Source organism: Candidatus Manganitrophus noduliformans, assembly GCF_012184425.1.
Classification (GTDB): domain Bacteria; phylum Nitrospirota; class Nitrospiria; order SBBL01; family Manganitrophaceae; genus Manganitrophus; species Manganitrophus noduliformans.
The window spans coordinates 1-23,436 of record NZ_VTOW01000012.1 but is presented as its reverse complement, the minus strand read 5'-3'; the positions used below and the strand labels follow the sequence as shown (position 1 = coordinate 23,436).

The following is a 23,436-nucleotide window of genomic DNA, read 5'->3' as shown; positions in this document are numbered from 1 at the left end:
AAAACTAGTTGCATTACAATCTTACAGCAGGAGTATTTTATGAAGATACTACCAGGGATTGTTGCTCTTCTCCTCCTTTCGACACCAGTCTGGGCGCAAAGGAGTGGCAGCACTTCCCAAACCCCTCCGGGCCCCCTTCCACAAGCAACCATCACGCCACTTCCGTCCGACGCCCCCGCTCCCTGGGGAACCGATCCAGCAACCATCCCTGGGGCGACGATTTCCGACACAATCAGAGGGAACGGCTTCCTGCAGGAGACAGTCTCGCTTCAGAACGGAAGCCGCTTCTTTTTCCAAAGCATCTCAACAACTGATTTTTCGGTCGATTCATACGTCAAGCGAGCAGAGGGCTCGAACAACGATCCGACCGGGAATATTATTTTTAATCAGACCCTGAAAGATCCGGCCTGGGGACTGACCGATCATAGCTTCATCAATGGTTTTAAACAGCCGATTCAGCTCCATTTCAATATCGTCGAATCGAAGGTGGCCGCATTGGGCGGCACCGGGTTTAACCAGTTGGACATGTTTTTCAGACAGCAGCCTTTTCTCGACACGGCGACCGGGAAGGTGCGGATCCGCCAGGATGTCGGGGTCTGGATTACCGGTTTTAGGGGCCTTCAGAGTCATGACGTTTCAGAGGAGAGTCACAACTTTGTCCCTCGTGAGTCGATTCTTTCACATGTCATTGCGAAAACGATTCCCACCGGCGGTAGTCGCGATGGCGGTGAAGACGGCGGCAGAGGACCAATCAATTTCTGGAATGATCTGACCGTTGTCAAAAACATCGATCCGGTTACCAACCAGATAGTAAACTTTAGCCGATGTAATGATTTCGGCGATCCCTCTGGAAGAGGAGACGATTTTGAGTTTGCGAACGATAGGCGCAGTCGGGGGGGATGCAATGCGAGCGCTTCGACCTCCACAGCCCGACCTGGGATTCCAAATCATGATTCAGAGGGCTTTCAGCTAACCCCGGTTTGGTGGGACCGCTGGGGCGGCGCCGGTTCTGGATCTTTGAATACCAGCGGGTTCAATACGGTTTTCCCGGGCACAGGTTCAGGGGGGGGGAGATGATGATTGAGAGTGATCAAATCAAGACTTGAACGTTAGAGAGTACTGAAGCAGAGGATTTGATTTGCGATATCGAGAAAATATAATTATCCTCACCATTTTCCTTTTTCTGCTGAGCGCGTCATTTGCGCGGGCAGCCACTTTCAATTTAATCAATGTCCCCGGCGCAGTCTACACCTTTCCACATGATATCAATAATAGGGGAGAGGTGGTTGGCTATTTCATTTATACGGATGGAGAGAAACATGGGTTCCTCTTCTCCGGAGGAAATTTTACGGCGATTGATTTTCCCAATGCGTTATGGACCGAAGCTTGGGGGATTAATGATGCGGGAGAGATTGTCGGAGGCTATCAGGATTTAGAGACGGGTGTTATCCATGGTTTTTTGAAATCGAAGGGTAAATTTTTGACAATCGATTATCCGGGAGCCCGATCCACAAAAGCCGTCAGCATTAACAGCGATGGCCAGATCGTCGGCTTTTATGATCAAGCGAATAGTTTCTTATTATCCGAAGGCGTATTCAGTAAAGTGGCAGTCCCGGGCGCTGATCTAACCATTGCTCAAGGAATCAACGATTCAGGGGAAATTGTCGGGCTGTGGCGGAAGGGTCGCGTCACAAATATTTTTCGATTCACTCAAAATAAATTTCAACGACCTCGTGTGCCGTCCTACGTGAAAGAATCATCTGCATATGGGATTGACAATCGGGGCCAGATTATTGGAGTTTATATCGACCGAGAAGGTCTCGGTCGTGGGTTTCTATTGTCAGGTCATCATTTTGTTTCTCTTTACCTTCCGTCCACTATGGCTGGAATCAGCGTCTTCGGCCTTAATGATCAAGGCGCCATCGTCGGAATTGTTTGCGAACAGGGCAACTGTAATGGATTTATGTTATCAGTTTCTATTCCCAGCACCCGCACGGCAAGAAAACCCGCATATTCGCTGAGATACTGACTAAACCATATCAAAAATGGGAAGGCCATACCGATGGTCCGCCTCTTACTTCCAAGCCTTCAGTTCCAGGCATCGGTTGCCCTTCTCACTGAAACGCGCCCTCCGCCATATATCCCGTCAAATATCCCGTCAACAGACTTAAATCCAATCTTTTATGGGAGCGCCATTCGGGATCGGCTTCGGCTCAATGGATAAACAGGACCCATCTTAGATGCGCTCTCTCCACAGGAACATACTTCTGCAATGAGATTCTGATCCGATGGAGTGGTATTCTGATGAAGCCGCCGTTTCCCCATAATGAAGCTGAACGGATTGACATCCTCCGGCAGTATCAGATCCTCGACACCCCACCGGAGTCGGCATTCGACGAGATTACTCTGCTGGTCTCTAAGATCTGCGGGACGCCAATTGCACTGATCGCTCTTGTTGATTCAGAGCGGGTGTGGTTCAAGTCGAAGGTCGGCCTGACAATTCCCGAGACCGCCCGTGATTTCTCAATCTGTGCCCATACCACCCTACAGCCCAATCTGCTAATTGTCTCGAATGTCCTCTCCGACGCCCGCTTTGCCGACAATCCTCTCGTGCCGTATGATCCCAATGTCCGATTCTACGCCGGCGTTCCTCTCAAAACACCGACCGGCCTTGCGCTTGGCACGGTCTGCGCCATCGACTGCATTCCAAGACAGCTTGATTCGAAGCAGAACGATCTCCTGCAGATATTAGGACGCCATACGGCGACCCTTCTTGATCTGAGGCGGGAGCTCGCCGAGTATAGTCGAACCAAAGAGGCGCTTGATACGCCCGAAGCGCAATATCGCTCACTATTCAAACACAACCCTCAGCCGATGTGGATCTATGATATAGAGACCCTTTCTTTCCTTGCTGTCAATGAGGCGGCAATCCAGCATTATGGATACAGCCGTGAGGAGTTCCTCTCTATGACGATCAAAGAGATCTCCCCACCCGAGGAGATTCCTTCCCTTTTAGAGAACATTGCCAAAGCCCCAGAGGGGCTGGATCGGGCCGGCCTGTGGCGGCACCGGAAGAAGGACGGAACGATTATCGACGTAGGGATCACTTCGCACACACTTCGATTCTCAGGAAGGAGAGCAAAGCTCGTTCTGGCGAATGATGTGACCGAGCGGAAACGAGCGGGAGAGGCGCTGCGGGAGATCGAGCAAGGGGTTTCCGCGGCAACGGGGGAGATGTTCTTTCGCTCGCTGGTTACCCATTTGACGAGGGTGTTAGGAGCTGACTATGCCTTCGTGGGTGAGGTGCTAAAAGAAAAGGAGGGGGTGATTCGGACGATCGCCGTCTGTTCGGACGATGTAATTGTAGAAAATTTCGAATATCTTCTAGCGGGGGCGCCGTGTGAGCAAGTCGTAGGAAAGGTGCTCCGTTCCTACCCTCAAGGTGTTGGGGATATCTTTCCTAAAAGTCATCTCATGACCGGCAAGAGAATCGAAAGTTATATTGGGGCTCCCCTTTTCGATTCCGCACAACACCCCCTCGGTTTGTTATCAGTGATGAGACGAAACCCGATTGGTGATGTGAAGACCGCCGAATCAATTGTCCAAATTTTTGCGGCGCGCGCCGCCACCGAATTAGAGCGCAAACGGGCGGAAGAAGCCCTGGCGGCAGAAAAGGAACGCCTTGCCGTCACGCTTAGATCAATCGGCGACGGCGTTATCACAACCGATGTGGAGGGGAGGATTTTACTGATAAATAAGGTCGCTGAGATCCTCACCGGCTGGTCTCAGGAGGAGGCGAGGGGTCGCCCCCTAGAGGAAGTTTTTCATGTTATCGAAGAAAAAACCGGTCGTCCCATCGAAAATCCTGCGGCGAAGGTTCTTCAGAGCCGAATCACTATTGAATCGGTGAACCACACGATTCTCCTCTCCCGGGACGGGACGAAACGGTTCATCACTGACAGCGCTGACCCCATCTGGGATAATCAGAGCCGCATCATTGGCGTCGTGCTCGCCTTCCGGGATGTTACTCAAAAGTTGAAGATGGAAGAAGACCTCCTCCGGACGAGCAAGTTGGAGGCCATCGGTCTGCTCGCCGGCGGCATTGCCCATGACTTCAATAACATTCTAACGGCCATCCTGGGAAACCTCTCCCTTATCAAGATATCGATGGACTGCAAGGACCCGCTCCATAAGCGGGTGAGCGATGCCGAGACCGCCTCATTCCGGGCGAGAGATCTGGCCCAGCAACTGCTGACTTTCGCTAAAGGAGGGACCCCTCTTAAGAGAGCAATGTCGATAAAGAAGTTTCTCGAGGACTCCATCCAGTTTGCCCTGCGAGGATCGAATGTACACGCTGTTACCCTAATAGCGGACGATCTTTGGCCGGTTGAGATCGATGAGGGGCAGATCAACCAGGTCATCAACAATCTGGTGATAAACGCCCAACAGGCGATGCCGCAAGGAGGGACGATAGAGGTCCGGGCGGAAAACTATCTGGCAGTGGGAACGGAAAACCAATTTCCCCTGCCGCCGGGACCGTATGCGAAGATTTCGATTCGTGACTTCGGGACTGGAATTTCCAGGGAGCACCTCCCGAAGATCTTCGATCCATACTTTACGACCAAGCAAAGGGGGAGTGGCCTGGGGCTGCCGACCTCTTACTCCATTATCAAAAAGCACGACGGTTATATAACGGTGGACTCCGAAGTGGGAGAGGGCTCGACATTTTCCATCTACCTGCCTGGTTCTTCTCACGGGATTGAGCCGGAGAGGAAACTCGAAGCGCCATTGCTTGGAAGAGGAAAGGTCTTGATCATGGATGATGACGAGGCGGTGCGGGAAGTAGCCGGAGAAATTTTACGTTTCCTTGGCTACCAGGTTGAATATGCTAAAGATGGAAGTGAGGCGATTGCATGTTATCAGGAAGCGTCGTCCTCCGGACAACCGTTCGATTTGGTAATTATGGACTTGACTATCCCTGGAAAAATGGGGGGCAAAGAGGCCATGCAGCGATTGCTTGAGATCGACCCTCATGTGAAGGCCATCGTCTCAAGCGGCTACTCCAACAGTCCGGTCATGGCCAATTATCTCAAATATGGTTTCAAGGGAGTGATCACCAAACCGTATACTATCGAACAGGTTAGTAAGACAATTAACCGTCTGATTGAATTGTAAAGCCCCGTGAAAGTAAGGAGGAGTAGCCAATAGCTTCAGGCAGCGCAAACCTGTAGCTGGTTTGTAAAAGGAGCCGTATTTGTGCCTCAGTGGCTCTGTTCTTCCTGATTTAGAAGCACCATTCTCATATTAAATATTCTTTTTTTAATCTTAAAGTTTCCGATTTCCTTATTATCTATTGATTTTTTCACTCAGAAAATCAGAATGGGGGCATTATATGCACCGGATTCTGATCGTCGATGATAAAGAAGACGCCTGCCCTATCTTATTGAAGCTTCTGACGGCGGAAGGCTATGAGGTCGTTCGAGCCATCGGGGGAGCTGAGGCGTTGCGGAAGCTCCTCATATCGCGGCCGCACTTAATGATCCTCGATATGAAGTTGTCCCCCATCAGTGGCTTTGAAGTCTGCCGTGCAGTCAAAAGTAGTTTCTCCTTTCACTCACTTCCTGTATTGATGATCTCTGTTCATAGTAAACTTGATTTTTTCTTGCGAGCCAGGAGTGTGAATGTCGGTGCAGAGGAGATTATATTTAAGCCGATCGGCGCGGGTGAGCTTCTTACCAGGGTCAAAAAGTATCTTCACAAAAATAAACTCGCCCGGACGAAGCCGGGACGTCTCAATTATCCGCCTGCGGTGGGAGAATAACTCCCTGATAGTTCCTCAACTTTCGCATTATGAAGATACCACTGCTATTATGTGAATAAACTTTCGGGACAACCGCGGACTCGACAAGCAAATAACAGCAAAATCTTGTTCCAGAACGTGTTCTAAGACTCTACTGAATGGGCTTTCACTTGCTGATTCGGGTGACACCAAGATTGCTTCCAAAGAGAGGGAGGATATTTGAGGCACAATTAACCACAATAAAATTTTATCTTATCTTCAGAGCTCATTCTTATGAAGCATGCTGGTCGGATAGGGTATAGAGCAGATCGGATTTGCAGAACCTTCCCAGGAGGATTTGATGAATAAAAGAAAGCTCCTTAACTGATTACGAGAACCATGCCGGCTTTAAAGAAGGTCAGTCTAAAGGGAATATATCTGAGTTGAAGAAGCAGGAAAGCAAACACAGAAAAATCATCTCCTCGGCAGTCCGCCCTCGGAAGCTTACAAAACGAGAGCGCCAGGTCGTCAAGCTAATTGGGGAGGGTTACAAGAACAGGTAAGTTGCTGAGAGACTGGAGATCCAGTCTTGACAGTGGCGACCCACCGCGCCAATATCATGAAAAAGCTCGCCCTTCGCAATGTTGTGCAGCTGATCCGCTACGCAATACAGAAGGACATCGTCCAGATTGGAACCGATTGAACTGATTTACGCTTCATCCCCTTGACACTTGAATCCGTCGAAGGAGGAGACCTTTTCGTGAGGGCCACCGCATCTCCCTCCTCTTTCGGATTAGGGTTATCCGGCAATCAAAACGCTGCTTGGACTCTAGCAAATTGTAAAACCTCGGTGGAATTAAGCCGAGAATCATATAGTGTGAGCTGGGAAGAATTAAACTGTGAAATAATGCTCCGGGCCATTTATTGATATGCATAGAATGCATTTCGAAAATCTAGTTTAAGTCTAGACACACATTATAGGCCGGCAGGCTGGAGAGAGATCATATGAATCGATTAGATAGAAGGCATCGATTTTTTTTGGTGGTTCTTTTTTTTCTGTTCATATTCCTTCCTGATGTAAGGGGATTCGAGCTAAAGGGGTTCGGTGATGTTAACTTCAGAAAAAGCAAACTTCAAGAGGATCTAGATCATAACGGCTCATTCGCGGTGGGCGATCAAATCGACTTTTTCGTTTCAATGACACTCACCGACCGGATCGACTTTCTCTCTGAAATGATCATTTCGGAGGTCGAGGAGATCGATATCGTTCAACGGTTTCACATTGGCTATCTCTTCAGTGACGCCCTGAAGGTCCGCATCGGACGCTTTCACAATCCATTGGGCTATTGGAATCCCACCTTCCATCATGCTACCTTCACTCATATGACGATTGAGCGGCCTCGTTTCCTTGAATTTGAGTATGAGGAAGGGATTTTCCCCGTCCATATGGTGGGGATATGGACCTCAGGACGGTATGACCCCGGTCCCCTGATCTTCGGATATGACCTCTCCGTCGCGAATGGGTCGAAGATTGAGCAGATCGATCCGATCGGTAAAACGGGAGGGGAATTGGATCCGAATACATTCGAGGGGGACAATAACACGAACAAAGCGGTCTCTTTCCGTTTACAAGTGGGGCCGAAGGCGCTCCCCGGATTGGAGGTCATGGGGTATGGACATATCGGTACCGTAGAAGGATTTGATACCACCTCGCTTCGCGTGCTGAAGGTCGACCAATCGATTTTCGGACTTGCCGCGGTCTACGTGATCCCAGGAAGCGGTTTGAATTTTTTATCTGAATTCTATTGGATCAGAGACGAGGACACACTGACCAATCTTGGCCCCCATATGAATACGCTCTATTACATCCAGGCGGGGTATACCTTTGAGGAAAGATTCACCCCGTATGTCCGTTACGAGGAGATGCAGGTGAAGGAAGGAGATCCCTACATGACGTCCCTCTCCGCCGCAGACGACCGAAGAACCATTGCAGGTATCCGGTACGAAGTCTCCCTGATCAGCGCTTTGAAGGGGGAGATTCGATGGATCGATACAGGGGGAGAAGATTATTGGAAATATGCCGTTCAATGGGCCTTCACATTTTAAATCTTAAACGCGACGGAAGGTAGGATGTCGAAGCTGAACTTTCTTCTCTTTGTATTGACCTTCCTTGTTGGTGCCGTCTCTACAGAAACCAGAGAGATTGCTATCATTATCAATACCCGTTCGCCGATCAACTCGCTCTCGCTGGAAGAGGTCAAGGGGATCTACCTCGGTGAGATCCGACTCATTCGGGGGAGGCGTTTCAAACCGATCGACCAGCATGAGAACCAGGAGATCAGGCAGGCCTTTCTCAAACATGTTCTTGAAATGTCACAGGCGAGCTACCTTAAACATTGGATACACCGTATCTTTCAAGAGGGAATTGATGCGCCGATTCTACGGGAAAACAGCGCCGCCGTCATCGAAACGGTACGCGGATCGGAAGAGGCGATCGGTTACGTCTGGGCCGACGACGCCCTCGATGCCGGAGGAATTAAAATTGTGCTCACTCTTCCTGAGGTTTCTTCCGAAAGGAAATCGACCAAGCAGTCCCTAATATCATGATTCGAAGAGAGGAGAAAGGCGCCACGTCACGCGAGCGCCTTTTCAACTGCGGCGAGGAATTCCTCTATCCGATAGGGTTTCCACAAGAAGGGGAGTGTTTTGATCTGCTCTTCAAATTCTTTTACTCCGCCGTACCCGCTGGTGAAGAGGACCTTCACCTCGGCATCCATCTCCCGGAGTTGTAGATAGGCATTCCATCCCCCGATCCCAGGCATCAGGAGATCGAGGACCACCAGGCGGATTTCACGACCGTGTTTGCGATAAATCTCGATCGCTTCCTCCCCCGTCTCTGCGGTCAGGACTTCGAAATCCCTCTCTTCAAGGAGTTTCTTCTCCAACTCCAGGAGCGTCTTTTCATCATCGACCAGGAGGATCGGCCGCTTCTTCCCCTTCAGAAGGACCTCTTGGCCCTTGGCCTCTTTCCGCTTTGATGCTTCTCGCACCTCTGGAAAGCGGAGCATAAAAATCGATCCTTTGTCCGGTTCGGATTGGACAGAAATCTCCCCGCCGTGCGCTTTCACAATGCCATAAGTGACTGAAAGCCCCAGGCCCGTCCCCTTTCCAAACTCTTTCGTTGTAAAAAACGGCTCAAAAATGCGGGAGAGGACCTCGGGTTTTATGCCAGCCCCTGTATCCCGGACTGAAACCTCGACCCATTCTTTCTTATGTTCAGAATCGGAGAGGGAAGGCATCGACCGAGCGTGCGTTTTCAAAAAGATCGTTCCACCCTCAGGGGGGAGCGCATCCCTCGCATTGACGCAGAGATTCATCAGCGCCTGGTGAAGCTGGCCGCTATTGGCGATGATCTTTGGAGAAGTTGGGTCAAGATCGACCTGGATGGAGACCCCCTGTCCCACCATCCCCTTCTGGAGTAAAAGGACAATCTCAGTGACAAGGCTGTTGACGTCGACCGGCAACTTGATTGATTCCGTTCGCCGGGCAAAGCCCATCAGCTGTTGAATCAATGCGCGCGCGCGAAGCCCCGATTTTTCGATCACTTCTACTGCCGGCAGGCTCGGATCGTCGCGTGCCAGCCGCTTTTTCAACAGGGACGCGTATCCGAGGATGCCGGTGAGGATATTGTTGAAGTCATGGGCGATCCCGCCCGCCAGCACCCCCAGACTTTCCATTTTTTGAGACTGGATTAGTTGCGCCTCCAGCGTCTGCTCCGCTGTGATATCTTCTGCCGCGATGACTGCCCCGGTCAAGACATGTTTATCATCGAAAAGAGGGATGCCGCTGAAGTTGAAAAGGCAGCGATGTTCTTTGTCAGGGAGGGGAATAGAGACCTTCCAACTTCTGAAAGGGGTCGCATTCACCAGGAGGTTTTGAATTTCCGGCTGCAATCCTCCCGCCTTGATGAAGGGGATCTCTGTGATTGGCTTTCCAATCCAGACTTGGCGGTCCGACCGCCTATCCATCTCGGCGAGGAAGGTTGCATTGACATCGATGATAGTTCCGGCGGGATCGACAACGATCAGGCAAACGGGAGAAGAGTGGAAGACTCGAAGGTACCGCTCTTCGGTGGCCTGAAGGGCGCGTCGCTGCGTCGCCAAGGAGACCGACATCCGGTTGAAAGTTTCTGCCAGCCGCCCGACTTCATCGGAAGAGGAGACCGGTATTTGAATCCCCAGCTCTCCGGAGCCGAGCCGCTCGGAGACCCGTGTGAGTCGTTCAATGGGATAGGCCACCCAGCGACGGAGAACCGCATAAAGAATCGCGATTGCAAAAGCGCTCAGCACCAGCGCGAGCTGAAGGTATCTCCAGAAGCTCTCCCGTGGATTCCAGACCAGCGGGTCATCCCTGAACACGACTGTCACCGCCCCCGACAGAAGAGGGATTGTGCGGGAAGGGTTTGCGAGGATGATGGGGGCGATTATATCAAAATGGCCCTGTTCAGGTCGATGGATGAATTCCGTTTTCCCATTGATGATCACACGCCGAAAATGAGCTAAGATTTTAGGATTTTCCTTGTACTCGGAGATCGATGCGCCAAGAAGATCGTGCTGAGTCGATGCCAATACCTTGAGGTTGGCATCGACAATAGCGATGAAGGTAATCGTTCGATCCGTGGCGATATTTTCAACAATCCGCTGCACAGAGTTGAGGTCTCCTTTATTCAGGAGGATCTCGGCAATGTAGTTGAGCTGATCACTGGTTGCCTGCGCGCGTATTTGCAAGTCCTTGATATTGTTCCTCCGTTGCATCCCGTAGGAAGCTCCAGCAATGATGAAGGCGAAGAGAATCCCGCCGACCAGCATCATCAGGACGATGACGGCCGAGATCGAACGGATTCTCCTGACTTTGCTATGAAAATTGTTCATGGCGTTTTAAATCATTGAGAAGATTTTCAAAATAGACTGGTCCATATGGGAGGTCATTCTCTTCCATAAAGCTTTGGAAATTCTTTATGCTTTCCAGAAAGTAGTTCTCGGTATCGCTGAGCCCGAAATAGGTCAAATTGGTCGAGAGATCGGGAATCAGCAGCCCATTCAAGCTTTGCCGGAAGTAATCAGGGCTGACCCTCTCTCGACGCGCCATAATTGCGATGGCCTGGTCCGGCTCTTTCTTCCAGAATTCGCGCGCCTTAAGATAGCCCCGTAGCACTCTCAAACAATCGTCCCGGCGGTACTTCAAGGCATCCTTGTGAAAGATCAACACGTTGATAATTTCGTCCGGGATCTCGCGGCTGGTAAAAAGGATCTTTCCACCCTGTTCGGTGACCAGCCGGCTCAGGATTGGCTCAAACGTCACCACGGCATCTACTTTCCTTTCCGAGAAAGCGGTGTACGCCTCGATTGTCGCGGTCATATTGACGCGAATGACCTCTGATATCTCCATATCGGCTATTTCCAATGCGCGCGCCAACAAATACCCGCCGAGTCCGGTTAACTCGACACCCACCCGCTTATGCTTGAGATTCCTAATCGATTGAAATTCGTGCTGTCCGACGATTCCGTCAGCCCCCTGTGAAACATTCAGGACAAAGACGACGCGGTATTCCTCCCCAAGCCGTGCGAGGAGCATTTCGTTAATTGACATCGCCGCTCCATCCAATCTTCCCAATTGAAGGGCTTTTCTTAGATCACTAAAGGAGGAAAAATCTTTTAAGAGGATCGGGGCTTTTTCCTCCTGAAAGAAATCTTTTTGTTGCGCTAAGTAGAGGATTTCATAACCAGGCCAGTCGATATATCCGATTTGGAGCGGCTCTTCGGGGGGCGCTTGGCAACTTAGCAAGACCGCAATCAAAAAGAAGAAGATAAAAAAGAAACAATTCGATTTCATGCTGAGCTTCACTTAGGGAGGACACACCCAAAAATAAGGTAGTATACACTAAGATAAATCATATGCCTGATTTATACCTCCGTCAAGATATCAGGACATTTAGAAGGAATTGGCCGCCATTAGTCTAGCAACTGTTTTATTTCAAATACTATGATTAATTGCCGTATAGGTTTCCGTTTACTATCGCATTTAATATTACCTGCAGTTTTGTATACAAGAGAGTCAAGGCAAGCATAGATATTCTTTAGCATCGTGCAACCAAAGATAAAAACACCTCAACGCTGCAATTACAGCGGAAAGCTGCCTTTTCTTTCCCTCCAATAACCATTTTGACCTGTGAGCTTTTAGTCCTACTTTTTATTTTTTGTTCTTATTTCAGGGGTAACCAGCGGCTGCGGGAGGAGAGTATAAAGAGAATCTTCGATCCTTCTTCACCACTAAACCCGTGGGGGAGGGAACAGGGCTGGGTCTATCGGTGTCCTATAAAGCACAAGTGGAAGATAGAGGTGGAGAGCACGATCGGCGCCTGAGGTTTGGCTTGAATAGACAGAAGAGCAAACTGCTCCATACCAGCAGGATTCGGCCGACCAAAAGGAACTCAATCCTCTTTGTAAGATTTCCAGTCGAGCCGGACATCCAGGTAATAATACCAATTGATTGACTGGGCAGGGAGTCAATCGACGTGGCGGAGAAACCAAGCAAATTCCAGATTCCTCGGCAGCACCATGAGTGAGCGCAACCTTATTTAGTGCAGGCTTCTCTCCTAGATAGGTTCTTTATTGCCGGTTAGTTCAACATGACGCCTTCAGTAGCTATGTCGATCTAAAGAGATGATGAAATATCGGATATCCCACCCAACCCTACGGCCTGTTTGACTGGCGTAGCCTAAGGAGGACATGTGAATGAAGTTCGGCTAAACTTTCCTGGATTGAATTGAGAACCTTGACAGAGATTCCCGGCTCGATCGACGCATGTAATCACACCGCTCGGCCCCGATTCAAATCGTCCTTCCGAGGAGACATTGCTTGAGGTAACCGAGCAGTTAGGACCGTCGCCTCCCATCCCAGCGTCGCTTAAATTTATCCTAAAGGTACCGACGGCATTCCCGACCATCTGCCCATTGGCGTCGGTGACAGAATCGATTATGTAAAATGTATTGAGGGTCTGCTGGCCGTCCATGTCGAGATCAAAACCATATTCGATATGGTGAACCCTCAGCGTGCCGAACGTATCGGAGCGGAATTGATAAAACGGCTGGCCGACCCCTCCCAGGCTGGGAGGGGTTAAAAGGACTGTGGGAGAATTCGGATCGTCGATTCCAAGTGGGATGGTTTGATAGATCGATCCCTTTCCCTGGCAAGGATAAGGGAAGGGAGGGCCACTGACATCATTCGGACCACAAGGAGCGCCCCTTCCAAATCGGTTATCGATCAAATTGAATCCGCCGGGGAGATGGGGATCAAATTGGGAGGAGCAGAAATCACCGAAGGAAGAGGGGGAGCAGTCGTCGTTGATATTGAAAGGATCGCTGGTATCGGCGAAGGGCCCTCCATCACAACTTCCGGCATTGCCTCCGGCACAGGCGGTTCCAGCATTGTCGGAAGTAGAAAGATTTTTATTGGTACCATTGTTGACCCCCATCCCGGTATTAATCGTAAGGGTCTTGCTGATCTGATTTCCCGCCCCCCAGGTAAGGTCTGAAACAGTGAAGGAAAAAACAGTTAAGATGAGAAGGATTTGTTTCATATTCAGCGCCTTTTCTTTTTTAAAAGATTGCCAAAAACAAAAAAGCCCAAGTCGATTGGCTCTCACCTTGGGCTTCTGGGTTCCCTGGTCTTTCTGACCACCAGCCTCTTTAGGTATATCTTAGATTAAATTATACACGATTTATCAGTTTTGTAAAATTATATGAATATAGCAAATCGGTATCTTAAGGGATAGAGAGGGCTGGAACACTTTTTAGCAAAAATTCAATCTGATGGGCTTAAAATTAATCTATGTATGGTGGCAAAATTATCCGCTCACATTTCGAAGCCAGAAACTGGAGAAAGAATTTTATTTTGCAAAGCGCTTCATCAGCGGAAAAGCTCGCCATCTACATGTAGTGGATAAACCTTTCGACACGCTCATCAACGAGACGTATAGTGGATTGGTACTGATGGTCACCTTAGCATGAAGTAACAAACGATCCATTGGATTGAGATGCGGTCTTTGTTTAGGCAACAAAGCAGCCGCACCCCAAAGCGTGCTGCCATCTGTTGCGAGATGTCTGCGGTCTTCCTCCAACAGCAAGACCATCCGTCAGATTCAGTATCGATCATGAAGATAACCAAGGAATGTTTGAAAGTCGCTCCCTCTATGATGCCGTCTGGAAAGAGACAACCGACAGCCCATACGCAGGTTGATGACTCCGAAGAGCACTCGCTTTGCGTTCACCCTGGAAATGGGAACTGGTGCTGGGTACCCCTTGTCTTGCCCATCTAGAAAAGAGGGGTGGAAACAGATGAATATCCGCCCTCGGCCATAGCAATGATCTCGGGGCTTCTGAGGACTTCGATGGCGATCGATCCAATTATAAAGAGTACGTCGGCCGATTTGGAGGGGGTGGGCGATTTTGGCAACGGATTATCCTTGATCGATGCCAGCAGCGTGCGTTGATATATACCTCGGCCTGCTGTGTCGTTTTTAACTGCTTCTGCAATTGCTCCCTCTGAGGCGACCAGAGTCATTTTTCAAACACAGCAAATTAGATTGCGGATAATTTATTATCTTACCAAGTAATTGTTTTTAAGGATGACAGAGGGGTATCGAATATTAAAAACTATATCTTTTCCTCTTTTTCTATCGTGATTAAGCCTTTTCGAAAACAATAGAGGATCAATTCCGCGACGTTTCGAAGGGCTAGTTTGTTCATGATATTGGCTCGATGTGTCTCAACTGTTTTGGCGCTGATTCCAAGTTTTTGGGCAATCTCTCTGTTTTTATAACCGTCGGCCACATGACAGATGATTTCCCGTTCCCGCTTCGTCAGCGCCCTCTTCTCAACCAATGTTCCCCCTCCATTCAAAAGAGTTTAAACCTGAATCCCCCAATCGTTTTCCGTCGAACCCTTTAAGCCAAACCCCAGGGCGACTCTTTCATCCAGCATGGAATCTCTTGAGCGGAAACAGGGGGACTCATGTAGTACCCCTGTGCCGCGTCGCAGCCCAGCGCGAGCAGCCGATTCCACGTTTCATGGTTCTCCACCCCCTCCGCAATCACCTCCAGGCCGAGATTATGACCCAGGTCAATAATGGAGCGGACAATCACCGCGTTGTTTTGATTCTCCGTCATGTCCCTGACAAACGTCCGGTCGATCTTGATGGCATTGACCGGATGATGATTCAGCGAGGAGTACCCGGTGCCGAAATCATCGATAGAGAGCCGGATACCCATTTTGCTCAGGCGGGTGAGGATTTCCTTCGCACACATCTGGTCTTGCATGATGGCGCTTTCGGTGACCTCCAATTCCAGGAAAGAGGGGGCCATTCCATTGACTTCGAGAAGTTCTGCGATCCGGTCCGGAAGCTGCGAATCGTGCAGGTTTCGGGCAGAGAGGTTCACCGCCATGTTGAAGGGGAGTCCCTTCTGATTCCAGTCTCGACTCTGACGGAGTGCCTCCTTGAGGACCCATTGGGTCAGTGGTTTGATCAATCCGGTCCGCTCCGCCGGGAGGATGAACTGATCGGGCGGGACGATTCCATACTGCGGGTGCTGCCACCGCACCAGCGCCTCCACGCCGGTGATTCGACCGGTCTGCATGTTCACCTGGGGCTGATAATGCAGAAGCAGCTGATTGCCGTCAATGGCATGGCGCAACTCTCCCGCGAGGGCGAGCCGGCGAGGACTGTGCGGATCCTGCTCGGGAGTGTAGAGGGTGTAGCCGCTCCCGCTCCGCTTGGCCGCATACATCGCCACATCCGCCCTCTGAATGAGGCTATCGGCGTTGCTCCCGTGTTCAGGGTAAAGTGCGATCCCGAGACTGAGTTCAACAGCAATGGGAAGACCTTCGATTTCAAAGGGCTCTTCCAGCGCCTTCAAGACTTTGGATGCAACCAATGTCGCATGCCCCGCTTCTGCCAGGGGAAGGATCAGGGCGAATTCATCTCCCCCGAGTCGTGCAACCGTGTCGGTCGGGCGGAGGACCTCTTTAAGACGCCGGCCGACATGCTGTATCAGGAGATCCCCTCGATCATGTCCGAGGGTGTCGTTAACTTCTTTGAATTGATCCAAATCCATCAGCAGCAGGGCCACCGATTTGTTTTCATACTGTCCGGCCAGAACGGCTTGTCGCAGCAGATCACGGAACCGTGTCCGGTTGGGAAGACCGGTCAAGGAATCACAGTGGGCCATCAACTGAAGCATCTCTTCGGCATGCTTGTGCTCGATGATATCCCGAAGAATGATGATAAAGAGGATCTGGTCGTTGAGGCTCAGTTTGGAGAGTGAGACCTCTGCGGGAAACTCCGAACCATCCTTGCGCCGCCCAAAGATCTCAAAGCTCAGGCGAGTGGGCTCAGGCCCAGCCGCGAAAGCGCGGAATTGTTCTCGGTGCACTTCGACAAAGCGGGATGGCAAGAGGAGGCTCATCGATTGCCCGATGACCTCTGTGACCTGGTAGCCGAAAGTTCGCTCGGCGCCCTGGCTAAAAAAAGTAATCCGTTGCGTCTGGTCTACCGTAATGATCGCATCGGTAATAATGGTAAGAAGTGCAGTGATGTAGGCTTGGTTTTCGTTCGACATATCTTCTTCTCTCTATTCAGATGGTTACAACTGACCGAAGTGCAATCCCAACCCACCAGGCCAGATCCTCCGCAAGAGCCAGATCCGCCGGACATAGCGGCGGCTCGAATCGGTCGATACAAAGAAATCGCGCCGAGCGTCCGTCCCCTCGCCAGAAGCGGCACAATGATGGCCAATTCCAATCCGAGCAATCGGGCAATTTTAAGATGTTCTTCACCAACACGGCCGACAACTTGGAGAGCGAGCATTCGAAGCGATTCAATTTGATACTGACTGAAGGCCCTAAGGGAAGAGCTCATTACGGAGAGCGTTCCGACCACCTGCTCATGGACATGGATCATCGGCGCCCCGGCGTAGAAACGTATTTGAGGACCCGACATGACGAGCGGATGATCGGAGAATCGTTCATCGACGACCGACGCATCCTGCACAACAAAAACATCGTGCCGTAAAATGGTGTGAGAGAAGAATGGCAGACCGGATAATTCGAGTTGCGACTCCCAGCCAACAACTGATTTAATAGCGTGTCGGTTATCTTTAATGAAGTGAATGAACGCAATCGGTGTTTCGCAGGTATGTGCAGCAAGACGCGTGAAATCGACAAAAGACTCTTCAGATAAAATATTCAATGCAACAGTAATCTCATCAAGGGAGCTTCTATTATTTCTTAAAGCTTATCCAGCTCTGTGACTGATGACCAATAGAACGTTCATCTACATACTGATAAGCTATTTTCTCAAAGGTTTGTCGTAGCTTTCCTGGTATTATTTTCGACCAATTTGGTGACAGTGTTCTCATTGCCGATATTTTGAAGTAGGTCTATATTTCAAAGTTATAAATCAGAAGGCCCAAGACGAGTACTTTTCGTCTTGGGCCTCTGGGTTCTATATTTCTCCGACCGCCAGCCTCTTAAGTGATTTTATACTGTATAGGAATAATTATTACATTAATATATATATTCGGAAAGGATAATTACTCCTAATTATTAACAGCTAAGCTATAACGCATCGCTGACAGTCAGCCGCTGCAAAGACAGAATGCCTCCCTTGGAGCAAGGGCGATACGGGTAGCGTCATAAGAGATTTTATAAAAAGGGTGTTCTGGCTTCTTCTCGAAATGTAGCTCCGATGTGCAATGCGTTTAAATCCTCCATCTTCTGAAACTCCTAGTACAACAAGATGGTCTGAGGAGCCTATCCGAATAAACCACCCGGATAGATTCCTGAGCATAGCGTTTGGAAGTCAATGGCCTCGTTGAAAATCTCGACACAGCGGCAGCGGAATGGATAAACTGAGCCTGAAGGAGCCTTTTTACTCTCACCTCGAGTGTACACTACAAATATCAGATAACAAACATTATGAAGTATTTCCTCTGTGATCATCAACATCAGGTTCTGCATCTTCGATAACCGTAGTAAAATCAATTTCGACATGTTCCGGTTTTTGAAAATGGTATAGTGTGGAAGCCGACTTCCACGGTATTCATTTGTAGATTTACTGCCCTGCCCTTTGAGTCACTCATCCCATCGATTCCGTGATATAAATCTACCGTCTTGCCGATGGCCGCGCTGATCGGCGTGTCCATTTTAACAGTTTTCTCCTTTTCCGTAGGCCTACAGGACGGCCATACTTTTTCTAACTTTCTCGACAATTGAATGCTCATCCAATAGAGCTATATACCTCAGTGGCAGTGTATGAATCTTTAATCCGGAGTAATGAATTTCAGGGAAACCATAACGAGCCAGATCAAGAAAGAATCAGGCCCCGCATTTCTGCGGGGCCTGGGCTATTCCAACGTACCCGAAGGATTGTTATTGAAAGGCATACCAGATTGATGTTTCCTCTCCGTTTTTCCCCTGTACCACCACATTGATACTGGGATAAGAAGGGTTGACTTCAACGGATTGCCCATTACAGGTAGTCGGCAAGGTAATAGTGCCTGAAGTCGCCGTGGATGCTAATAGTGGTCCTTCGACGTCGCAGCCGACACCCCCCGTCGACTTCAGAGAACCATACATGAAGACCTCCTCGATCGGGAACGACACTGGGAGGGTCCAGCTTAAAGTCACCGGGTTACCCAATGTCGCACCGGAGCCGTGGCCGACCGTTGCTTCTACCCCGCTTTGGAGGTTGAACGCTTCGCTGGTCGAGGCCCCCAGGACGCGGGTGTAGACCTCCTGGTTTGAGTCTGCAAAGGTGACGGTCAGGGTGTAGACCGTTCCCGCCGGAGGAAAGGCGGACGGCCCACTCAATTGGTACCACCAACTTCCGCTGTCTTGGAGGTCAAAATGCTCCGTGTTCACCCCGTCGTCCGTGAAAGTACCGGTACTGGTCAGGGGCAGGGTCTGCTGAGATCCGCCAATCAGGCCGGTGATGGTCGCCGAGGCGATCTCGCCGACCGGCGCCCCGACCTGAACTTTCAGGGCGTAGTAGACACCGTCGCAGCCCGATGGACAAGTGATCCCGAGCATCCTCCGCTCGGTAATCACTCCCACCTGAGCCCTTGCCCGTTCTTGGTTTCCATAAAAAAGCCAGCGTCCATCACTCTGCTTCTTGAAAATGAGGCCGTCTCCGTCTTCATCGACGATCTCCTCTACTGTTACCCCATCCTGGGTGAGGATGACGCGTCCGGAAATGCTAATGATGTTGTTCGTCGAATCGAAGGAGAGGACGCGCTCCACGATGAAGGACTCAATCGTAGTTCCTCTCAAATCATCGGCAAATCCTGCAGCGTCTTGGTTTTCATCAAGCCCCCGATGTCGGTAATTGGAGTCATAGAGGGGGAGCAAATCGGTTGCCGCAAGATCAGCCCCTTTGGCGGTAGCCGTGGCTGCGAGGCTCTGAAGAGTGGCGAGTGCGCCTGCTACGCCTTCGCGCTCCGTGGCGGTCGTCGGGATGAAGGCGGAGGTAAAGCTGGTGCTGGTGGTGCCGTTTACCACGATAGTAGTAGCGGCCGTGATATCACCGTTGGTCCCGTCGTCATCTCCGTCGAGATCGAGATTGGTTACCTGCTCGTCAGTCCCATCACCGTCTGTATCGACGCTAATGACGCGGTTGGTCGTGTCGACCGTGATATCGTCGAGGAATCCGTCGAACCCGCTCTGGTCGGCGTCGAACGGGGTGGAGATCAGATCGAAGTTCTCCAGGTCCAACCCGGCATCAACGAGCCATTTCGACACCAGATCCTTAATGACGGAGACGATCACCGCCAACTCGGTTGCCGTCGGCGGAGGAGCGGCCGCAGGATCGGAAAAGGCGGTATCGACGGCCCCGTTTTGCACCTCATACCATGTCCGGATGATCAGATCGGTGAGCGGGTGGATGTTGACAACGCCGGCCGCGCTTCCCACGCTGTAAAGGGCGGTCCCACCGGGCAGATCAACCTTCGCCAGAAAGGGGGCGGTCATTCCAGAGACATCGATCGTATATTTTCCGTCTGTGCCGGTCGTGGCGGTCTTGGATGCGCCGGTGGCGTCCTTGATCGTGATCGTGGCGTTCCCGACGGGGGCGCCGGTCGCCGCCGTTCCCGACACGGTGATTGCGCCGGCGGGCGGATTTCCTCCTGAGCTTCCTCCCCCGCCGCCGCAACTTTGTAACACAAGAGAGAAGAGTAAAAGCATAACGATTGTCCGGATCCGATTTCTTTCGTGCATTCAAGCCTCCTCAATATTTAATGCTGATGACAACTGTATATTTAAAATAAGTATATCAGAGAAAGAAAGTTTTGGAACCCTCCCACTCAATGACCCACATATAACGAATGTGTCAGCAGATGCGAAATTAAACACATCGTTCCTCACTACTGTCCAACTGTTCAAAAGGCGATCTGATAGGCTTCGTTACACCAAAATGGCAAAACCGGGGTAGTCTTGTTTTGCATTACCGGCCGTGAGGAGTTCGTGAGCGCAGGAACGATTGCGACAATACGATTCCAACGAAATGGCGGATGGTACACATTAACACGTGGGATATATTTCGTGCCTGTCTGAGTATACGCTTTTCCGTTCTTCGGCATTGTCCTATTGGATCGGCGGGGCTTGGAGTGTCCTGGTCCTACGGTTGCTCCCGCTTCCTGGACCGGGGGTTAAATGATCCGCTTAATCCGAAATCGGGCGCGGTGAGGCAGGAATAGGAAATCACTGCACCACTTACTTTGCCGTCCGCTTGAAATATCCTTCGAGTCGACCAAAGCCAGATCCACCTGGGCTGCAAAATCCGCCATGTCTGTATTCCTGCCGGCGGAGGCTTTTTTCATCCCCTCCATCGCCGTGTTGACCGCATCACGCAATCCTTTATCCATGACCCGGGGCTCTATTGCGTTCCAATGCTGTTGCGCCTCGTTGACGGTGCTTTGAATCGAAGACCAATCGACCTCGCTCTTGTGCAATAGCGCCCGTGTTTTAAACCCTGCATAATCGAGAAGCGACACTTGGACCGGCACCTGCAAGCTGATTCTGTCTAGGGATTCAATCAGCACCAGATAGGCCCCGACTGACTTCAAGGCGATTTCCTCAGGATGTCCTTGCTGCTGCGCCTGCTCAATCCCGGAGACAAACGATTTCAATTCCTCTTTCGCTCTCTGGGATAGGACTGAATCAAGTTGGGGAGCCTGCTCGCCATATGTTTTGAGCGATAGGGTGATCTTCTCTGTTTCTCCCGCCAAAACGTATTCCGTAATATCCTCAAACGGAGAAGCCGCGGCAAGCAGCTTCTCGTTGCGCGAACTCTATACCTTTGCGACGGCCGCCCTTTTCTATCTCATGGTCGTCGTGATCCTTTCCCTCAATGGACGCTTTATTCCATCGGCCTTTGTTTCTATTGTCGCCGTCTTTTGCTTGCAGTACTTTTTCCTTTCGCCTGTTTTTTCTTTAGGCGTCAGCGAGCCGCTGGATGTGGTCGTGCTGATTACCTTCGTGACGACTGCAATCGTCATCACCCGACTCGTGTCAAATCGCGCAGTTCGCAGAAGTAGTTGGAGCGGTCGCATCAGGAAATTGAAGCCTTGAAAGACCAACTCCGGCTCGTGATCGATACCATTCCTGTGCTCGTCGTGGTCGGCCGGCCCGATGCCTCGCTTGAATTCATCAATCGGCGCTGGCTGGAATATTTGGGCCTCTCGTCGAAGGAAGTCGAGGGGTGGGGGTGGACGGCGGCGATTCATCCCGAGGACGCTCAACGTTTCACAACCGAGTGGCGCTTGGCCATGACATCGGGCAAACCGTTCGAGCAGGAAGCGCGCATCCGGCGCGCGGACGGAGAATATCGGTGGTTCCTCCACCGCGGCGTGCCGTTGCGGGACGAATGGGGGAATATCGTGAGGTGGTACGCGACGAGCACCGATATCGAGGACCGTAAGAGGGCTGAAGCGGCCCTGCAGGAGGCTCAGACGGAGCTGGCGCACGTCACGCGCGTGACGACGCTGGGGGAATTGGCGGCCTCCATCGCCCACGAAGTCAACCAGCCCCTCTCCGGCGTCGTGATCAACGGAAATGCCTGCCTGCGCTGGCTGGCCTTTGCGACGCCAAACCTGGAGGAAGCGCGGCAGGCCGTGGATCGTATTGTCCGTGACGGGAAGCGGGCGGGTGAGATCATCGGCCGGATTCGAAAGCTTTTGCGGAGAACCGCAACACAAAAAGAGCGATTGGACATCAACGATACTGTTCTGGAGATCGCCGTCCTGGCCCAGGGGGAAGTCCGCAGAAATAAGATCGCGCTGCGAATGGAGCTGGCCCCCGATCTTCCGCCTGTGTTGGGCGACCGGGTGCAGTTGCAGCAGGTCTTGTTGAATCTGATCATGAACGGGATCGAGGCCATGAACAGAGTGGACGATCGACCGCGGGAGCTGGTGATCAGAACAGATTTCGGTGAGACCGATCAGGTGCGCGTCGCCGTTCAGGACTCCGGTATCGGGCTGGAGCCGCAGCATATCGAGAAGATCTTTGACGCTTTCTATACCACGAAGAGCGAGGGCATGGGGATGGGTCTGGCGATCAGCCGTTCCATTGTCGAGAACCACGGCGGCAGATTATGGGCCGCGCCGAACAATGACTCCGGCGCGACCTTTCTGGTCACCTTTTTGAAGCACCCTTGACGGAGCCGGAAGCGATTGTCTTTGTCGTTGATGACGACCCATCGGTCAGGGACGCTTTGGGAGGCCTGATTCGGTCGACCGGTTGGAGGGCGGAGACGTTTGCTTCCGCGCAGGACTTTTTGGAGCGCCCCCGGGCCGAGGTGCCCGGCTGTTTGGTGTTGGATATCCGGCTGCCGGGCCTCAGCGGGCTTGAACTGCAGCAGCGCATGGTCGAGGTTGGCGTCCGTGCGGGCGATGAAAGCGGGCGCGATTGAGTTTCTGATCAAGCCGTTCGGCGATCGAGACTTTCTGGATGCCGTTCAGCAGGCGATCGACCGGGATCAGGCCGCGCGCCGGGGACAATTAGAGATGGCCAGGTTGCGAAGCCGGTATGAATCGCTGAGCCCCCGGGAGCGGGAAGTGATGGAGCGGGTCGTCTCGGGGCTACTCAATAAACAGGTCGCGGCCGAATTGGGGACCAGCAAGATCACCGTCAAGGTTCACCGGAGCCGGGTCATGCAAAAAATGGAGGCCGATTCTTTGGCGGACCTGGTCAGAATGGTTGAAAGGCTGAGGACCCGGCAGGGAAAGAAAGGGTAGAAGGGAACTCCGGAACATTGCCGCCTATACCAAAGTATAATTGATCATCTCTTTGAACGTTGCTAGTGGTCAGTCAAGTTGAAAGTGATGGATAAAGGCGATGCAGTTTAAGGCGAGCATTTTGCGAAGTGAATTGCCAGTGGATTTTCGCTTGGGCTTCATTGCGTGCTCGCTCCAATGCCTGAACTGTAAAAACCAAGATTTGATCTGACATTTTATGTTGGGGTTCCTGGATGTTTGGTTTCTCCTGATTGTCAGATCGTCTTATGCGACGAGCATCTTCTCCTTGGCCAGAGGCAGACTGTCGATGAATG

General features: G+C 51.2%; 18 protein-coding genes and 2 pseudogenes. 10 read left to right on the top strand and 10 right to left on the bottom strand.

What is annotated here, in order from left to right:
- Positions 1-39: 39 nt before the first annotated feature.
- The 7 genes from MNODULE_RS24110 (at position 40) to MNODULE_RS24080 (ending at position 8,386) form a co-directional block, all read left to right on the top strand.
- Positions 40-1,077 carry a hypothetical protein gene (locus MNODULE_RS24110; RefSeq protein WP_168063756.1) on the top strand — a complete coding sequence of 346 codons (1,038 nt, stop codon included), beginning with the start codon at positions 40-42 and terminating at the stop codon, positions 1,075-1,077.
- A 61-nt stretch (positions 1,078-1,138) separates the two neighbouring features.
- Positions 1,139-2,029, top strand: coding sequence for a hypothetical protein (locus MNODULE_RS24105; protein WP_168063755.1), 891 nt, complete (start codon positions 1,139-1,141; stop codon positions 2,027-2,029).
- Between the two features lie 275 nt (positions 2,030-2,304).
- Positions 2,305-5,175: a hybrid sensor histidine kinase/response regulator gene (locus MNODULE_RS24100; protein ID WP_168063754.1), complete on the top strand. Its 2,871-nt coding sequence runs from the start codon at positions 2,305-2,307 to the stop codon at positions 5,173-5,175.
- 217 nt (positions 5,176-5,392) lie between these two features.
- Complete coding sequence (locus MNODULE_RS24095) at positions 5,393-5,821, top strand: response regulator (protein WP_168063753.1); 429 nt, start codon at positions 5,393-5,395, stop codon at positions 5,819-5,821.
- Between the two features lie 553 nt (positions 5,822-6,374).
- Positions 6,375-6,482 (top strand): helix-turn-helix domain-containing protein, encoded by a 108-nt coding sequence (locus MNODULE_RS24090; RefSeq protein WP_422666776.1) that lies wholly within the window; start codon positions 6,375-6,377, stop codon positions 6,480-6,482.
- Between the two features lie 464 nt (positions 6,483-6,946).
- On the top strand, positions 6,947-7,885 hold the full coding sequence (locus MNODULE_RS24085) for a hypothetical protein (protein WP_168063751.1): 939 nt from the start codon (positions 6,947-6,949) through the stop codon (positions 7,883-7,885).
- Positions 7,886-7,909: 24 nt separating this feature from the next.
- Positions 7,910-8,386 carry a type 2 periplasmic-binding domain-containing protein gene (locus tag MNODULE_RS24080; RefSeq protein ID WP_168063750.1) on the top strand — a complete coding sequence of 159 codons (477 nt, stop codon included), beginning with the start codon at positions 7,910-7,912 and terminating at the stop codon, positions 8,384-8,386.
- A gap of 26 nt (positions 8,387-8,412) precedes the next feature.
- Here MNODULE_RS24080 and MNODULE_RS24075 read toward each other — a convergent pair whose 3' ends face one another.
- The 9 genes from MNODULE_RS24075 to MNODULE_RS24035 form a co-directional block, all read right to left on the bottom strand.
- Positions 8,413-10,710, bottom strand: coding sequence for an ATP-binding protein (locus MNODULE_RS24075; protein ID WP_168063749.1), 2,298 nt, complete (start codon positions 10,708-10,710; stop codon positions 8,413-8,415).
- Complete coding sequence (locus tag MNODULE_RS24070) at positions 10,694-11,683, bottom strand: ABC transporter substrate-binding protein (protein WP_168063748.1); 990 nt, start codon at positions 11,681-11,683, stop codon at positions 10,694-10,696. Before MNODULE_RS24070 ends, MNODULE_RS24075 begins: the two co-directional genes overlap by 17 nt.
- Positions 11,684-12,556: 873 nt before the next feature.
- Positions 12,557-13,417: a hypothetical protein gene (locus MNODULE_RS24065; RefSeq protein WP_168063747.1), complete on the bottom strand. Its 861-nt coding sequence runs from the start codon at positions 13,415-13,417 to the stop codon at positions 12,557-12,559.
- Between the two features lie 1,075 nt (positions 13,418-14,492).
- On the bottom strand, positions 14,493-14,720 hold the full coding sequence (locus tag MNODULE_RS24060) for a response regulator transcription factor (protein WP_202882345.1): 228 nt from the start codon (positions 14,718-14,720) through the stop codon (positions 14,493-14,495).
- A 62-nt stretch (positions 14,721-14,782) separates the two neighbouring features.
- Positions 14,783-16,453: a putative bifunctional diguanylate cyclase/phosphodiesterase gene (locus MNODULE_RS24055; RefSeq protein WP_168063745.1), complete on the bottom strand. Its 1,671-nt coding sequence runs from the start codon at positions 16,451-16,453 to the stop codon at positions 14,783-14,785.
- On the bottom strand, positions 16,384-17,082 hold the full coding sequence (locus MNODULE_RS24050; RefSeq protein WP_168063744.1) for a GAF domain-containing protein: 699 nt from the start codon (positions 17,080-17,082) through the stop codon (positions 16,384-16,386). The genes MNODULE_RS24055 and MNODULE_RS24050 overlap by 70 nt, the downstream gene beginning before the upstream one ends.
- A 790-nt stretch (positions 17,083-17,872) precedes the next feature.
- Positions 17,873-18,037 carry a hypothetical protein gene (locus MNODULE_RS24045; RefSeq protein ID WP_168063743.1) on the bottom strand — a complete coding sequence of 55 codons (165 nt, stop codon included), beginning with the start codon at positions 18,035-18,037 and terminating at the stop codon, positions 17,873-17,875.
- 226 nt (positions 18,038-18,263) lie between these two features.
- Positions 18,264-20,105: a carboxypeptidase-like regulatory domain-containing protein gene (locus MNODULE_RS24040; RefSeq protein WP_168063742.1), complete on the bottom strand. Its 1,842-nt coding sequence runs from the start codon at positions 20,103-20,105 to the stop codon at positions 18,264-18,266.
- Between the two features lie 431 nt (positions 20,106-20,536).
- On the bottom strand, positions 20,537-21,115 hold the full coding sequence (locus tag MNODULE_RS24035) for a hypothetical protein (RefSeq protein WP_168063741.1): 579 nt from the start codon (positions 21,113-21,115) through the stop codon (positions 20,537-20,539).
- A gap of 52 nt (positions 21,116-21,167) precedes the next feature.
- Between MNODULE_RS24035 and MNODULE_RS24030 the strand changes: the two genes are divergently transcribed.
- The 3 genes and pseudogenes from MNODULE_RS24030 (at position 21,168) to MNODULE_RS25610 (ending at position 23,122) form a co-directional block, all read left to right on the top strand.
- Complete coding sequence (locus MNODULE_RS24030) at positions 21,168-21,458, top strand: DUF4118 domain-containing protein (RefSeq protein WP_168063740.1); 291 nt, start codon at positions 21,168-21,170, stop codon at positions 21,456-21,458.
- Complete coding sequence (locus MNODULE_RS24025) at positions 21,455-22,543, top strand: sensor histidine kinase (protein WP_168063739.1); 1,089 nt, start codon at positions 21,455-21,457, stop codon at positions 22,541-22,543. The genes MNODULE_RS24030 and MNODULE_RS24025 overlap by 4 nt, the downstream gene beginning before the upstream one ends.
- Positions 22,540-23,122: pseudogene (locus MNODULE_RS25610) on the top strand (response regulator transcription factor). Before MNODULE_RS24025 ends, MNODULE_RS25610 begins: the two are co-directional and overlap by 4 nt.
- Positions 23,123-23,195: 73 nt before the next feature.
- Here the strand turns inward: MNODULE_RS25610 and MNODULE_RS24935 are convergent.
- A pseudogene (locus MNODULE_RS24935) lies at positions 23,196-23,436 on the bottom strand (hypothetical protein); the annotation flags it as partial.